Annotated in this window: 11 protein-coding genes and 1 pseudogene; 4 read left to right on the top strand and 8 right to left on the bottom strand. The window is 60.5% G+C overall.

The window, feature by feature from the left end:
* Positions 1-352, top strand: a pseudogene (locus HLH48_RS23010) (hypothetical protein); the annotation flags it as partial.
* A 4-nt stretch (positions 353-356) separates the two neighbouring features.
* Positions 357-3389, top strand: coding sequence for an efflux RND transporter permease subunit (locus HLH48_RS20720; protein ID WP_246387614.1), 3033 nt, complete (start codon positions 357-359; stop codon positions 3387-3389).
* Between the two features lie 48 nt (positions 3390-3437).
* On the opposite strand, the gene mobH is transcribed toward HLH48_RS20720, so the two are convergent.
* Positions 3438-5222, bottom strand: coding sequence for a MobH family relaxase (mobH, locus tag HLH48_RS20715; RefSeq protein ID WP_182999372.1), 1785 nt, complete (start codon positions 5220-5222; stop codon positions 3438-3440).
* A gap of 256 nt (positions 5223-5478) precedes the next feature.
* Between mobH and HLH48_RS20710 the strand changes: the two genes are divergently transcribed.
* Positions 5479-5847: a DUF3742 family protein gene (locus HLH48_RS20710; RefSeq protein WP_182999371.1), complete on the top strand. Its 369-nt coding sequence runs from the start codon at positions 5479-5481 to the stop codon at positions 5845-5847.
* A 1-nt stretch (position 5848) separates the two neighbouring features.
* Here the strand turns inward: HLH48_RS20710 and HLH48_RS20705 are convergent, their stop codons facing one another.
* The 6 genes from HLH48_RS20705 to HLH48_RS20680 form a co-directional block, all read right to left on the bottom strand.
* Positions 5849-7372 carry a conjugal transfer protein TraG N-terminal domain-containing protein gene (locus HLH48_RS20705; RefSeq protein WP_182999370.1) on the bottom strand — a complete coding sequence of 508 codons (1524 nt, stop codon included), beginning with the start codon at positions 7370-7372 and terminating at the stop codon, positions 5849-5851.
* Positions 7369-7740, bottom strand: a complete 372-nt coding sequence (locus HLH48_RS20700; protein WP_182999369.1) for a hypothetical protein — start codon at positions 7738-7740, stop codon at positions 7369-7371. Before HLH48_RS20700 ends, HLH48_RS20705 begins: the two co-directional genes overlap by 4 nt.
* Positions 7737-9149 (bottom strand): integrating conjugative element protein, encoded by a 1413-nt coding sequence (locus tag HLH48_RS20695; RefSeq protein ID WP_182999368.1) that lies wholly within the window; start codon positions 9147-9149, stop codon positions 7737-7739. Before HLH48_RS20695 ends, HLH48_RS20700 begins: the two co-directional genes overlap by 4 nt.
* A gap of 11 nt (positions 9150-9160) precedes the next feature.
* A complete protein-coding gene (locus HLH48_RS20690) occupies positions 9161-10111 on the bottom strand; it encodes a TIGR03756 family integrating conjugative element protein (RefSeq protein ID WP_182999367.1) in 951 nt (316 codons plus the stop codon).
* The gene (locus HLH48_RS20685; protein ID WP_246387613.1) at positions 10108-10506 is read right to left on the bottom strand and encodes a TIGR03757 family integrating conjugative element protein; all 399 of its coding nucleotides are present in this window, start codon (positions 10504-10506) and stop codon (positions 10108-10110) included. Before HLH48_RS20685 ends, HLH48_RS20690 begins: the two co-directional genes overlap by 4 nt.
* A 185-nt stretch (positions 10507-10691) precedes the next feature.
* Positions 10692-11261 (bottom strand): hypothetical protein, encoded by a 570-nt coding sequence (locus HLH48_RS20680; RefSeq protein WP_182999365.1) that lies wholly within the window; start codon positions 11259-11261, stop codon positions 10692-10694.
* Between the two features lie 647 nt (positions 11262-11908).
* On the opposite strand from HLH48_RS20680, the gene HLH48_RS20675 reads away from it, so the two are divergent.
* Positions 11909-12553 carry a TetR/AcrR family transcriptional regulator gene (locus HLH48_RS20675; RefSeq protein WP_182999364.1) on the top strand — a complete coding sequence of 215 codons (645 nt, stop codon included), beginning with the start codon at positions 11909-11911 and terminating at the stop codon, positions 12551-12553.
* A gap of 171 nt (positions 12554-12724) precedes the next feature.
* Here HLH48_RS20675 and HLH48_RS20670 read toward each other — a convergent pair whose 3' ends face one another.
* The gene (locus HLH48_RS20670; protein ID WP_182999363.1) at positions 12725-13453 is read right to left on the bottom strand and encodes a DsbA family protein; all 729 of its coding nucleotides are present in this window, start codon (positions 13451-13453) and stop codon (positions 12725-12727) included.
* Positions 13454-13455: the final 2 nt, after the last annotated feature.

Here is a 13455-nt window from a genome sequence, read left to right as displayed (position 1 = left end):
ATCCCCAATCCCCGCCTCCACGAACTCCTCCCCTGGCATTGGAAAGCTCTCCACCAGGACCACAATACCATCGCCGCCTGACAATGCCCGCGCCTCTCGCCGGATGGTTACTCCTTACGGAAGCACGGTGTTCATAGTAACGACGACTCGGAATGAACAGCCGGTAGTACGTGAGCGTCTGATCGTCACCGGCGATACACGAGGTGACCTGATAACCGTTACATCGGGGCTTAGAGCCGGGGAGACCGTCGTAACTTCCGGCCAGATGAAGTTGCGCGACAAAGAGGTCGTTATGGTCTCGTCCCTCGGGCGGCCAGGCGAGAGCGCCACACCGACGTTATCCGAGGAGTGAGGCAATGACGCGTATGCTTGGGACCCTCGTTGACCGACCAATTATCCCTATCGTTATCTGCCTTCTGCTACTCGTCTGTGGCCTGAGGGGTGCCGTTTCTCTACCCATTCAACGATTCCCCCAAACTGTAAGCGCAAGAATTCAGATTTCGACGACCTATTATGGCGCAGATGCGGATACCGTGGCAGGATTTATTACGTCTCCCATTGAAGCCGCTGTCGCTCAAACTAACGGCGTCGATTACATTACCTCCTCCAGCCAAAACGGAACCGGAAACGTAACGATATGCCTGAGACTCAATGTAGATCCACGGATCGCCATCGCCCAAGTTCAGGCGTATGTTTCAGCGATCCAGAATCGCCTACCTCAGGGTACCCAGCAGCCGGTGATCACCATGTCCAGCAACGAGGAGGCAGCCATGTTCATCGCGGTCTCGAGCAGGATACTTCGTCTAGAACAGATTTCAGACTACGTGTCCCGGATCGTGGTTCCGCGGTTGCATGGGGTCAACGGGGTACAGCAGGCGGATAGCGTTGTACAGGGTGATCTGGCGTTGCGGGTCTGGATGGACCCCGGAAAGATGATTGGATACGGGCTCACAGCGCAGGATATCGCGAGCGCTCTCGCGGCGAATGATTATGTTACGGGCGTAGGAACAACGCTCGGTGGCGACAGCTATACCCGTCTGACGATAACGACGGGGCTGCATACGGAAGAAGAATTTCGCAGTCTGGTCGTGAGACGTAACGGATCAGCAATCGTACGTCTCGGTGACGTGGCACGCGTGTCTTACGGGCCAGAAAATACAACTACCAACGTTCTGGACAGTTATGGCAGGAGCGCATTTATTCGAGTGACACTCGCGCCGGGTGCGAATCTACTCAATACGGAACACGATCTCCTTCGTGCTATAGCCGAGTTAGAGAACAGCATTCCTCCTGGTTTATCCGTTGCAATCGCTTACAACGCTGCGGACTTTGTCCACGCATCACTGCGTGAAGTGATCATTGCTCTCGTCGAAGCTATCGTTATCGTCTCGCTTACGACCATTCTATTTTTGGGCTCGCTGCGCGCCGTGCTCGTGCCACTGGTTACGATCCCACTTTCCCTCTTGGGGACCGTTGCGGTGATGTCCTGGTTAGGGTTTTCTTTCAATCTTTTGACGCTGCTCGCGCTTGTGTTGGCAATCGGGCTAGTAGTTGACGATGCGATTATAGTGGTTGAAAATGTTAGTCGTCACCTCACAGATGGAATGGACCCATGCGACGCGGCGAAAACGGCAGCCCGCGATCTCTTCTCGCCAATCGTCGCGATGACCGTGGTGCTCGCAGCCGCCTATCTCCCGATTGGGCTACAGGGAGGGCTGACAGGCGCGCTGTTTACCGAGTTCGCATTTACGTTGGCTGCGAGCGTGACGGTTTCTGCTTTGCTCGCGGTGGCCCTTTCGCCGATGATGTGCGCCTATGTCCTGCCGAAACATGACGCGCTAGAAGGACGCTTTGTCGCGTGGAGCGACCATCAACTTACGCGTATGCAAGCTGCCTACGGAAATCTGCTAACGCGCGCGCTTGACCGGACCCCATTAATTCTCCTGATCGCAGCTTGCGTCCTTGGATCCAATGCTGCCTTTTTTCATTTTGCAAGGACAGAACTGGCACCGCAGGAGGACACGGGCGCGTTGGGGATTGAAGGAGACAGTCCAGCAACCGCCACGATGGATTTTTTGACACGCTCCGATAAGCAGATTGTCGACATTTTTAAACGCTTTCCGGAGATCCGATACTACTCTATCGGGGATGAAGACCGCACTGTCGACGATGGCGTAACACTGGTGCCTTGGTCCAAACGCCAGCGATCTGCGGAGGATATCGCTGCTGCCATGCAACCGATGCTAAGCACCGTCGCCGGTCTTGACCTTGTGGCGGTGCAATCGCCATCGCTCCCGGGAAGCAGCGGCATGCCAATCGAGTTCGTCATCAGGGGAAGCGGAAGCGTCGAAACCTTAGCTGCTATAAGCTCGGAGATCGTATCGGCATCAAGACGAAAGTGTCGTTTCGCCTACTTGGGAACCGATCTCAAGATTGATCAGCCTGAGACAACAATCAGTCTCGACCGCGATAAAATTGCACAGGTAGGCTTGCAGGCACGTGATGTTGGTAATTCTCTAAATTGGATGCTGGGCGGATCCTACGTCAATTATTTCAGTCTTCAGCAGCGCTCATACCGCGTTCTTCCGCTCGCGATGCGCTCTGTTCGCTTAAACGATACACAGGTTCTTGATTATCCGATAACATATGTCGGCTCCGTACCCGTTCTGCTTTCTGAGGTGGCGACGCTGACGCGCCGCGTAGTGCCGGAACAGATTCCACATTTCCAAGGTATGCTTGCGACTACACTGAATGGCGTGCCGGAGAAGGGTGTGACGGTTCAGGATGCTTATCGTTGTCTACAGTCTATCTCAGCGCACCGTGTTCCACATGGTTTCTTCACCGACACGTCAGGGCGATTACGAGCCTTTGAGCAAGAGCGCGGTCGGTTTATTCCGAACTTTTTCTTCGGTCTTCTGGTCATTTTTTTCTGTCTGACGGCGATGTTTAACAGCTTTCGTGATCCCTTGATCATCCTCACTTCTGTGCCAATGTCTTCGGCCGGTGCGGTTTTTTGTTTGTGGTTCGGTGTAGGTGGAGCGACCATCAATCTATATAGTGAGATAGGACTCGTGACGCTTGCCGGCCTAATCAGCAAGCATGGAATCCTGATCGTTGAAGTTGCCAACGAGGCCCGGCGTCGTGGTCTGAAGAAACGAGACGCTGTTCTTCATGCTGCCGGTCTCAGATTACGCCCAATCCTTATGACGACGGCCGCCATGACTCTCGGGGTTACGCCACTTCTGGCCGCCACCGGAGCAGGTTCTGCTGCGCGGTACGTCATGGGACTTGTTATCTGTGCGGGCCTCAGTTTCGGGACAATTATGACACTTTTTGTCGTTCCTGCCTTCTATCTTGTTTTGTCAAAGCCTGACTTACAAAGTCACTAAATCTATGGAAGTCTTATCGCCAAAATTAATAGAGTAGAGAACCAACATTCACTCTGTTGGCAGCGGGGGCGCTTCTTCCACGAGTTTTAAAAATGGGTTGTCTGTGAATGGTTGAGCCAAGACGTTGGATGGGTCGAGGAGTATGTAGCCGTGGAGGCGCCGTGCCTTTCTTGGACCTTGAACTTCACAGGTCCAGATATTTAGACCATTCGGCTGCTTCCGGTGGAGATGAAGTTTCTCGAAAGCCTGTTGGGTCCATCGCCAATCTGGAATCCTTTCCAATTTGGCTAGGGCCGATATTACTGGATGCTCTTGTGCATATCGTTGAAAGACACCCGGGCTGACGAGATACACGGTGCCGGCCACAATATGAACAAGGGCTTTTGCATCGTTGATGATGAGGCGATGCGATAGAATTCCGTTCCTTAGCCATTTAATAAAATGCGTGCCGGAAGGGGTAGGGGCATCTGTATCTGGCTCCGACGCTGGAGTAGGCGAGGGCGTATCAGTGCCGCAGGCCCGGTCCGAAGCTGTTTCTGGGGCGTCGGCGGATAGTGGCTCGACCTCAGCAGAGGCGCCGAACGTCGAAAGTAGATCGAAGAGCGGATCGCATTGGGGTCCCTCGCCGAGATCGGACGGTGAATCGGGGGCCGAGGCCGTCCTATGAGATGACACCTCCCCAAACGTCGGTTCGTCGGCTGTCACTGTTCCGGCGAACGGTTCCGGTCGCTCGGCCGACGACCAGACCATGGCTGGGGAGAGCTTCAGGAAAGTGAAGCTGTGAGTCCAGCCCGCGTTGCTCACCACCGTGGCTTTCCAGATCGCCTTGCCGTCCGACGCAGGCTGCGCGATACCGTGATCCTGTAGCACATTGAAGACGGCCGTGTTGTTGGCGGGAATGCCGTCGATTCCCTGTGCCAGCAGATAGGCCCGCAGCTTGTCCGAGACGGTCTTGCTGACCAGCCACAAGCCGTCCTGTGTCAACCAGCCATCAGACGCCTGTGGCTGGTTGAGCTTCAGTTCGTCCCGCACCAGGTAACGCAGCCCATCAAGCAGCTTGCGTTGTAGCGCGTGCTTCGGCGCTGTCGTCGCCTTCGCCGGGTCACCGCCGAGTGCCTGCGCGACAGATGCCTGATCCGCCTTCGTGACCAGTTCGCCGATCATGCCGGCTCGTTCGTACTGCCCCGCCAGCACGAATAGCAAGGCAGCCCAAAGTTCAGGGTGTCCACTGAGCCAATCCAGAAGGGCGGTGTCGAGCACGCGCATGTAAAGCAGGCCGGTGGCGGCTCCGTGCAGATGGTAGTCGCGATCCTTGCGGTAGCGGAAACGGTAGGGCGACTGTAACGGACCATGCCACGGGTGCCAGACGCGGCCGGCGGAGTCTTCCACATCAAGGTCAACGGCGATCTTGCCGACATCGTGAAGAAGCGCGGCATAAGCGATGCCGGCGGTCCATGCTTCGGATTGGGCGGCCTGGGTTTCGGGTGTGGCGCCCGCGGGCAGAAGGCGTGACTGCCGCAGCTTCAACGCATACGCGATTATCTCAAGGCCATGATCTAACATGCCGCCTATGTAGGCGTGGTGGTGGCTTTCAGAGGCAGGGAATTGCTGGACCAGTTCGGCATACCGCTCGATGGGACCACGGTAGAGCTTTCCGAACTGCTGCCGCGAGAGCGAGGTGCGCTGCCAGATATGCTCCAGCAGGAGTTGGCGGCGCGGCGTGGCGAGCAGCCTTGCGGCCGGCTGGGGCATCAGCAGCCCTTTGTCCGTTTCTGGCCGAGCGGACGATGTACGGTTGGTGAAGACGCCTTTGCGTCGGAATGGCAGGAGCATGGCGTATCCCGGAGATCGGCGAAGGGGAGAGCCTTTTGGCCTTTTCAGGTGGGGGCCTTTCCCCTTGACCTCCACTCCCTTGCCCCTTCCTGGCCCTTTAGCCCTAGCCTTTTGAGCTTAGGACGCTCAGCAGAAAAATTCTCGCGGTCAATAAGGGATGGGACGGTTCCTTGTTTAGACAGCGGACTGCACCAAGACGGTTGGCGGCCATAAGAAAGGTGGAACCGATGAACGGATCTATGGCATAATATTCGCCATGACACCGAACACCCAGAGCAACAACGCGGAGCGGCTGGGCCGATGGCTGGGCAAGGCGTGGCGCGCCTACGCGTATCGCGAACTGCGGGCTATGGCGTGGCTGGCAGCTCAAGGGCTGCCTTCGGGTGTTGTTATCGCGTCGTCTTGGATCGTCAGGCTGGGCGTTATTGCAATGCTGTGCCATGTGGCATTTTGGCTAACGCTTTTGCTCGTTTTCGGACTGGTCGCCGCCGGGATGATCTCGACCGGTGGCACCCAGCAGGATGAGCCGGGAACCGAGTGGCGATACGGTCCGCTGGGGCATGGACTATACACATATGATGGATATCGAGTGGATCCGCATGATCCAGATGATGAGCAGGATTAGATTATATCTGCTTCACGGCCTTCATGACGGCATCTGTCCCTTTGGCTCCTGCGGTCTGAACGTCTTTCGTTCCTGCCGCCAATCCTTGGAGCGCTGTTCCTGCGCGGATGCCAACCCAGCCAAGCGCTGAAACCCAGAACGTCGGCAGCACGATGAACATCGTCGCCATGACGAAGTTCAGGAGCATGTCCCCGAACGCGTTGTTAAGGCCGATCAGCGGATCGAAATTGACATGAGGACTGATCGTTGAGACCCCTGACCCATACAGCGCGTCCAGAATCGTGCTATCGATCCACCGTGCGAGCTGGAACCAGAAATCGACGAAGAAGAGCGCGAATTCCACGCAGCTCACGGCCATGACCGCCTTCAGTTCATAGGTTCCGACCACCAGCACCAGCGGGATGCAGATCACCAGCGCCATCTTGAGCATGGAGAGCACCATCGGGAGTGCCTGACGCACGGCATCCATGGCCGGGAAAAAGCCCGTCGCTCCCACGGCCAGCCCCACATCGCCGACACCGCGCGAGACGACGTTGGGCAGGGTCATGCCGATCTGGCCACCATAGTCGGAATAGACCTGCCCCTGGTTCATGATCTGCTGCCGGGGAGAGACGACCGTCCGGATGACCGAGTTGTTGACGTCGTCCTGCGACAGGAAGCCGGCCCATTTGCCGATGCGCGACAACAGACCAGGATCGACCTGGGCCAGAATCCGGCCGCGCAGACCCTGGCTCCCGTCCGACCACCATTGCTTGCAGGTGGGATACCCGCCGCCGCTGCTCACCTGAGCCAATCCGGCATCGCGGGTGGAATCATAGGGCCAGGCAGTCCGGGGCGTTTCGGAATGATAGCTGTCGTAGAAGCCGCTGGTGCTGGTGAAGTAGCTGGAGCCGATCCAGGTGACGTCGTTCATCTGGCTGTCGGACAGCGCGGGGCGGTTCATGAACAGCTTGGCCCGCGCCGGACCGTAGCAGTCATGCGTGAAGTCCGCGACCTCCTGTGCCAGCACCGGATCATTGATGCGGGTGGCGTTCACATCCATCCGGATCTGCTGCAGATCGGTGCCGCAGGGGATTGCCGCGACCGCCGCACCGGTGATCGCTTTGGAAATCGCGTGCATGAAGAACCACCAGACCGGAACCAGGGCGCTCTGGTTGTTGAGCGCGGTATAGGAGGTGGCCCATCCGGTGCTGGACGGTTGCGGGGCGCTGACCTGGCATTGCTGCGAGCGTGTCGTGTCGAACTGGATCGTCGAGAGGCTCACCGGGATGAACGGGATGCCGGCGAACATGATGACCACGATCGCGACGAAGACCCGGTTCTCGATGCGCATGGAGGACAGCACGCCCTTGTTGCCCTCGTCTGCGCCCTCGGCCCGCGCGCGCAGCCATTCCTGGATGATGATGCTGACGAACGGCAGTGCGAACACGCCGCTGGTGACGAGCGTATTCCAGATGCCATTGCTGACGAGCCAGCCGACCAGAGTCAGGTAATAGTCCAGGTAATCGGTCGTGTAGAGGGTCATGGCTGTGGGCCGCCTTGGCCGTCTTGCAGCCAGGCGCTGCCTTCCATGAGGCCAATGGCCGCGACGGCTGCGATTTCGATGCGTATGAAGCGTTGGCGCGTTTCTGCGGACGGCTCGCGCATCAGCACACGCTGGCGCATCCACCACCACCCGCGCGCGGTGATGGCGTAAAGGCAGAGCCGCCACGCCAGAAAGACACCCGCATGTACCCGCATCCAGCGCTCCCACCCGGCGACGTCTCCGACAACCCGGACGCCGGCGGCATTGGCGGCCACCGCGGCGCCGGCGATCAGTCCGCACCACGCGAGCGGCAGGCCGATACGGCGGTTGATGAGCCAGGTGAACCGCCACCGGGGGAGCCGCGTCATGGCGTGCCGCTCCGCGGTTTCTGGATCTGATCAAGGCGATCCGGAATGGCATCTCCCTGGAAGATGCCGCGTGAACCGTCGGCCCGTGCGTTGTGTCGTCCGATAAGGGTCATCGCTGAATCGCCCGCCAGTTCCCGTCGCAGTTCCAGTTCGGTCTTGAGATTGCGGATTTCCTGCTCCAGCGTGGTATTTTCCTGGTCGACCGCCTTCGCGGCCAGATCGTTTGCGGCGACGTTGGGCTCCTGCGCGCCCGTCAGCATTGTGCGCTGCAACAGAAGCGCCTTCTCCAGCACGCTGGAGAGCGCCACCTCCGAGGCCAGACGCTGTCCCAGAAGGTCCTGGTCCTGCTCGTCACGCAGGGCTTCGATAACGCCCCGGGTAACCGGCAGCGCGTCACTGCCCGCTGCTTCGAGATTGGCGGTGGTCGTCGGTTGGGCGCCGGTCACCAGATCCTGCAATGCCTTGAGCTTGGTCTCGTATTCTTCCTGGATCACCGGGGTCAGACCGACGCCCGGTGTGGTCTGCGTCTTGGTGCAGCTCTCGCAGGTCTGCTGTTCGCGTTCGCCCAGCACCCGCGTCGCCCAGTCCGAGGCCGCCTGCGGCGATGCCCATGTCTGGCAGGTCAGGCGGTTGCCGCAGGTTGAACTGTCGATCGACGAGGTATCGGTGACGCCGCGGCCGTTGAGGAGGTTGTAGCCGGCGCGGGTCACATCACTCACGACCTTGATCGCGGACTGGCCGCTGCCGCCCGCATTGCTGCCGCCGACCCACGGCACACCATTATTGCCGTGGCTGGACTCGGCCTGGCTGACCGCCGAGACAGCGTCTCCATTTCCGGTGCCGAGGACGTTTTTCAGGGTCATGCCTTCGGCAAGCTGGTCCCAGCTCACCTGCCCGCCGGCGACGTCGGCCAGGCGATTGGCGATGTTGCGGCAGGTCAGCTTCGAGCGGTCGAAATCGAGGCGCGCCTGCAGGATGCCGTTGGTCAGCAGATTGTAGAGCCCGGGATCGGCCCGCTGCAGGATTAGAGCGGGCAGCGAGGCGACGGCACTGGTGGCGCTCTGGATGACTGAGGACATGATGGTCTGGAAGCCGTTGGTAACACCATTGAGCTGGTTTTGCAGCGTCGTCGCCAGATTCATGTTTCCGCAGATCAGGTTGCTGTTCCATCCAAGGCCGACGCCAATGCTCTGCATGTTGCTTGCGCTGCCCATCGAGACGGCCCGCCCGCCGCCGATGCTGTAGAGCACGTCATCGCCGATCACGCTGCCCTGGATGCCCGCGCCGTTGCTGTCCAGATGAACCTGCTGTGCCTGGGCCATACCGCCGCTGGCGAGCAGACAGGCGGTTGCGAGGACCGGTCCCATGAACGTGGCAAAACGTAGGACGAAGGAGGACGGAATTCGCATCGGCACCTCGCTCAGTTGAAATCGGTGCTGCCGAGGAAGATCTGGCCCATGCGCTTGCAGCAGGTATAGGGGCGCCAGAGCGCCCAGGCATAGGCGCCGTCCCGGGCCTGCGTGTGCGTGTCGCTGTTGGGGAAGACGGCGCAATGGGACGAGATGGTCGGCGTCAACTCCTGCCACTTGCCGGTGGAGGCGTCGCCTTCCTTGAGAGCGCCGGCGGGCCAGTACCCGTCGTGCGCCGTCGCGAGGAGGGGCTGATAGACATGCAACTGGCCGCGGCGCGTCACGATGTCCCCGGCCCGCTGGGCCACAACGGCGCCTGTCTTGTAATCGTCGGTCTCGTGGAGGAAACCGCCGCGCGGATAGACGTTGCCCCAGAGGTCGAGCGCGGCGCGGCTGCCGATCTCCCGCATCCCCGGAATCAGTGCTTCCGGGTAGACGGATTCGGGAATGTTGTACCGCCATGCCACGGTGTCGAACGTGCTGAGCAGATACGGCATCAGCGGTGAGCCGGCGCCCGAACAGGCGAATCCGAAGGTGCCGGCGAAGCGGCTGAACAGCATGCCGGCAGGATCTCCGATCACATCGGCGTTCTTGAACCGCGCGATGTCGTTCTCGTTGCTATGGCTGGTCGTGCCGTCGCCGCCGGCCTGCGCCGTGGGGTTGGGCAGGCTCATGGGCCGGACATCGATCCAGGGATTCGCGCCGGTGTTCGCGTAGCTTGAGACCACCGCATCCGGAATGTAGTGCCGGATCTTCACCGACGTGCGTACCGAGCAGCCATACCAGGAGCAATGGAGCCAGTAGCAAATCCCGACGATACGATAGTCGAGGCAGTCCGGCGAGAGAGCCGACATGGTGATGGTGGCGGTGCTCAGGGTGGATGCCGAGGCGGAGCCGGCCAGCAGCATGACCGCGGCGGCGAGACGAAGGCGCGTGGTCCGTGTGTCCCGACGGCGGGTCATGGCCGACTGCCCCGTAAGCGCTCGATGCGTGTCACGGCACGTGCGACATCGGGGTCGCCGTAAATGACGTAGCGATGGTCGACGACGACCGCGGGAATCCTTGCGACGCCCAGTCCGAATGCCATGGCGACGCTCTGGTAGGCGTGTTCAAGACGCTGCTGCAGTGCCGGGCCACCGTCGTGCAGACGCTGGCGGACAAGCGTGGCGGCCTGGTCGGGATCCCCGGGCAGATGTTGTGCGAGTTCGTTCTCGATCCGTGTCGGGGCATCCAGTTCCACCACAGTGGCGTTGGCGGTCGGTTCGACCGGATGGTGGCTGTCGGTGACGACCAGCACGTCAGCGCGGGCGGTCGGAGTCCACATCGCGACGCTTGAGGGCGCGGCGAGCATCATCATCGCTGTCGCACGGCGTCGAAGGCGCTGGTGACGAGAATTCCGCATGGCAGGCGTTCCGGGAGTCGATCGGGTGAGCCAGTCGATCGTCTCGGGCGCGTCGTAGCGACCAGGAAGCCGCACTGCGTGAATGCCGCTTTGTTGCCGGATGAAGAAAGAAGCGGGAGCCGAAGCTCCCGCGAACGATTTCAGGTGGAAGGGGCTGTGATCGCCTTGCGCGCGTGTTCGCGCCAAAGCGGGTCGACCAGTCGCCCCCGGAGAAGATCGGCTTGCAGCCACAGACTCTTGGCGGTCTCGTAGTTGTCCCACCCCTGCTCGATACTGCCCTCGTCGTGCAATGCGCGGGCCTGCGTGGCGACGGTTGCCGCTTCCTCGTCCGAGCCGACCGGAGCACACCAGGCTATGGTGCTGCATCGGGCATCACCGGCAAGAACGAGCCGGTCGTGCGGGTCGCAGATGCGGATCACTTGAGGGGCAAAATCAAGCTCTCCGCTGGCTCGATCCAGGTCGAATGTGTGGTTCGACACCAGGTCCTGGGCAAGGGCCACGGCGTCTTCGATCAGACCGCATTCACCCAGCAGCAAGGTGACGGCTGTCCACCACGTTCCATAGGCCGGGTCATCCTCGGGAAGTTCGAGCAGACCCTGGCAGATGATTCGGAACTGGGACGAGAACACGTCGTGACGAACAAGGGCTCTCTCATACGGAGATGCGACGAAGGGAATACCATCGAACAGATGGATCTTGGGCTCTGACATGGTGGACTCCTGGGCAAGGAACATGCGCGGAGCCACAGCAGACCCGTCGGGTCATGGTGACCCGCGCGGGTTGAGGAGGAAGATTTTCGGGAGAGCCGCCGTGATGGCGGGGGGGTGTCTCAAGATGCAGATGGTCCGGGAGAGGGGGACTCTCGACGACGGACGGTCAAAAGACATGAGGAAGACAGCATCCGCCATCACGCAGGATGGTTGCTCGCCGGGGGATGCGATGCGAGCGGCTCGATCAACGCAATGGCGTCGCGCCGTGGCCTTGAAGATCATTGGCCACCTGGGCATCTCGCCGACAGGGTCGGTGGGACATCGTCAACGACGATGGGCCTGTGGAAATACGTAGGCGATCCGTTGTGCCGGGATCAAGCGCCATGACGGGGCTCACGCCCACGCGCGCTCTACCCTCTAGGGGAGGACAAAGCGCGGCGTCCAATGGGTGTTGCTGTTCCTGACCGCAAGTCCGTATGATCCCTCAAGTCGCCGAAAATCTTTTCAAGCGTCGTCGCTTTCGGTTCCGTTGGAAAATGATCACCGCCGGGGCAAATGGTTTCATACGGGCCATGCACTTATTGATTTCTTGATGCTTCAATCGGTCCCGGAACCGGTTTCATATAAGTGCCTGTGAGGTCCTGGATATGTTGCAGCATAAACGCCGCCGAAAGCCGAACCGGAACGGCAGTCGTCAGGTTCTGTTGGCAACCGCGGGCGCGCTGTTTGCTCGTCACGGGTTTCATCAGGTCAGCGTCGACCTCATCGCCAAAAGAGCGGGAGTCGCCAAGACGGCGCTTTATCACCATTTCGGTAATAAAGAGGGCTTGGTGATCGACTTCCTCGAAAGCCATATTGAAGACTTGGAAGACTCGCTCATTGATGCGGTCAGAAAGCATACCGGGCCGCGGGCCCGTCTACGTGCGGTGTTTGATTGGCATACGCGATGGTTCCGACAGCCTGAGTTTGCCGGATCTGTGTTTTTGCGAGCGACGCACGAATACACGGGCAAGCAGGACCTCATCGAGGAGTTATCTCGTGTGCAGAAGCGTAGCCTGCGTCACGCGGTGCGTGTTCTTCTGGAAGCGTGCGGCGTGCCGAGGACGCGTTCGGACGATCTGGCGCACAGCATGGTCTATCTTCTCGATGGCGCTACGGTGTCCGCCACCGTCCTGGATGAGTTTGATGCGGCGGACCGGGCGTGGCGGGCAGCGGAACTGCTTCTGGACAGCGAGGTTGACCGGGAGAGGGGAGCCGAGAGCGCGAACGGGGCGTGCGGAGCGGCCTGTTGATTTCCGCGGAAATCTCCATCACCGCTTCCGGTCCGGTCCGGTCCGGTCCGGTCCGGTCCGGTCCGGTCCGGTCCGGTCCGGTCCGGTCCGGTGCGCGTTTGCCACCAAATGACAGGCCGCGACACGCGCTCTCGAGATTACAATTAACGATCAGGCCTTCGACAGTCACAATTACTTGGATATAGCGGCACTGGGACCAGCGGCTGGCGCGGTAGCGTGCCGAGCGTTGTCTTCAAGGAGCAGGTCGATCGCGGAAAGCAACGCGTCGCCGTCAACCGGGCCGGCCAGCAGGAGCATCCTTCCGGTCCGCCTGTCCAGAAGACGCAGCGTCGGCGTCGCCGCGATCCCGGCGCGTGCCGCCTCCGCAGCTTGTTCGCGGACGATGTCGTCGGGACGGCTACTGTCGAGGCAACGCTGCATCGTGACCCCGGCAAACGGTAGCCGCGCGTCTGCGGGAAGCCCCTGGCCATCGCCCCGCGTGTGCCCATAAATCCAGGCCACCGCGTTCCAGAAAGCGGCAGCCCCGCCGACTTCCCCGGCGCATTCGGCGAGGCGCGCCTCACCGAGTGCCGCCGGCTGGTGCATGGGCAGCGGCAGGTGCCGCCATTGCCAATCCACATCGGGATGGGCGTCGATCCAACGCCTGAGCACCGGGAAATAGGTCCGGCAATACGGGCACTCCAGATCGGCGTATTCGATCACCGTGAAGCGTGCATCACGGCGGCCGTAAATCCATGGCGGCCCTGCTTTCGATGGACTCTCTACCATGGACGGGGCGCTTTGCGGCGCCGTATTGGACCGCGAATGGAGGGCGAACCATCCACCGCCGCCAAGGACCGGTGCAATCGCCAGGATCCACAGAAGGCGGCGTGCGATCGCAGCGGACCAGGGCGAGCGCATTG

Origin of the sequence: Gluconacetobacter sacchari, assembly GCF_014174255.1 — a bacterium.
Classification (GTDB): domain Bacteria; phylum Pseudomonadota; class Alphaproteobacteria; order Acetobacterales; family Acetobacteraceae; genus Gluconacetobacter; species Gluconacetobacter sacchari.
This window is presented reverse-complemented; position numbering and strand designations above follow the sequence as displayed.

Bases quoted from the DNA above. Each gene is read 5' to 3' on its own strand.
- HLH48_RS20720 (WP_246387614.1), top strand. From the start codon at position 357: ATGACGCGTATGCTTGGGACCCTCGTTGACCGACCAATTATCCCTATC.
- mobH (WP_182999372.1), bottom strand. From the start codon at position 5,222: ATGCTCCTGCCATTCCGACGCAAAGGCGTCTTCACCAACCGTACATCG.
- HLH48_RS20710 (WP_182999371.1), top strand. From the start codon at position 5,479: ATGACACCGAACACCCAGAGCAACAACGCGGAGCGGCTGGGCCGATGG.
- HLH48_RS20705 (WP_182999370.1), bottom strand. From the start codon at position 7,372: ATGACCCTCTACACGACCGATTACCTGGACTATTACCTGACTCTGGTC.
- HLH48_RS20700 (WP_182999369.1), bottom strand. From the start codon at position 7,740: ATGACGCGGCTCCCCCGGTGGCGGTTCACCTGGCTCATCAACCGCCGT.
- HLH48_RS20695 (WP_182999368.1), bottom strand. From the start codon at position 9,149: ATGCGAATTCCGTCCTCCTTCGTCCTACGTTTTGCCACGTTCATGGGA.
- HLH48_RS20690 (WP_182999367.1), bottom strand. From the start codon at position 10,111: ATGACCCGCCGTCGGGACACACGGACCACGCGCCTTCGTCTCGCCGCC.
- HLH48_RS20685 (WP_246387613.1), bottom strand. From the start codon at position 10,506: ATGATGATGCTCGCCGCGCCCTCAAGCGTCGCGATGTGGACTCCGACC.
- HLH48_RS20680 (WP_182999365.1), bottom strand. From the start codon at position 11,261: ATGTCAGAGCCCAAGATCCATCTGTTCGATGGTATTCCCTTCGTCGCA.
- HLH48_RS20675 (WP_182999364.1), top strand. From the start codon at position 11,909: ATGTTGCAGCATAAACGCCGCCGAAAGCCGAACCGGAACGGCAGTCGT.
- HLH48_RS20670 (WP_182999363.1), bottom strand. From the start codon at position 13,453: ATGCGCTCGCCCTGGTCCGCTGCGATCGCACGCCGCCTTCTGTGGATC.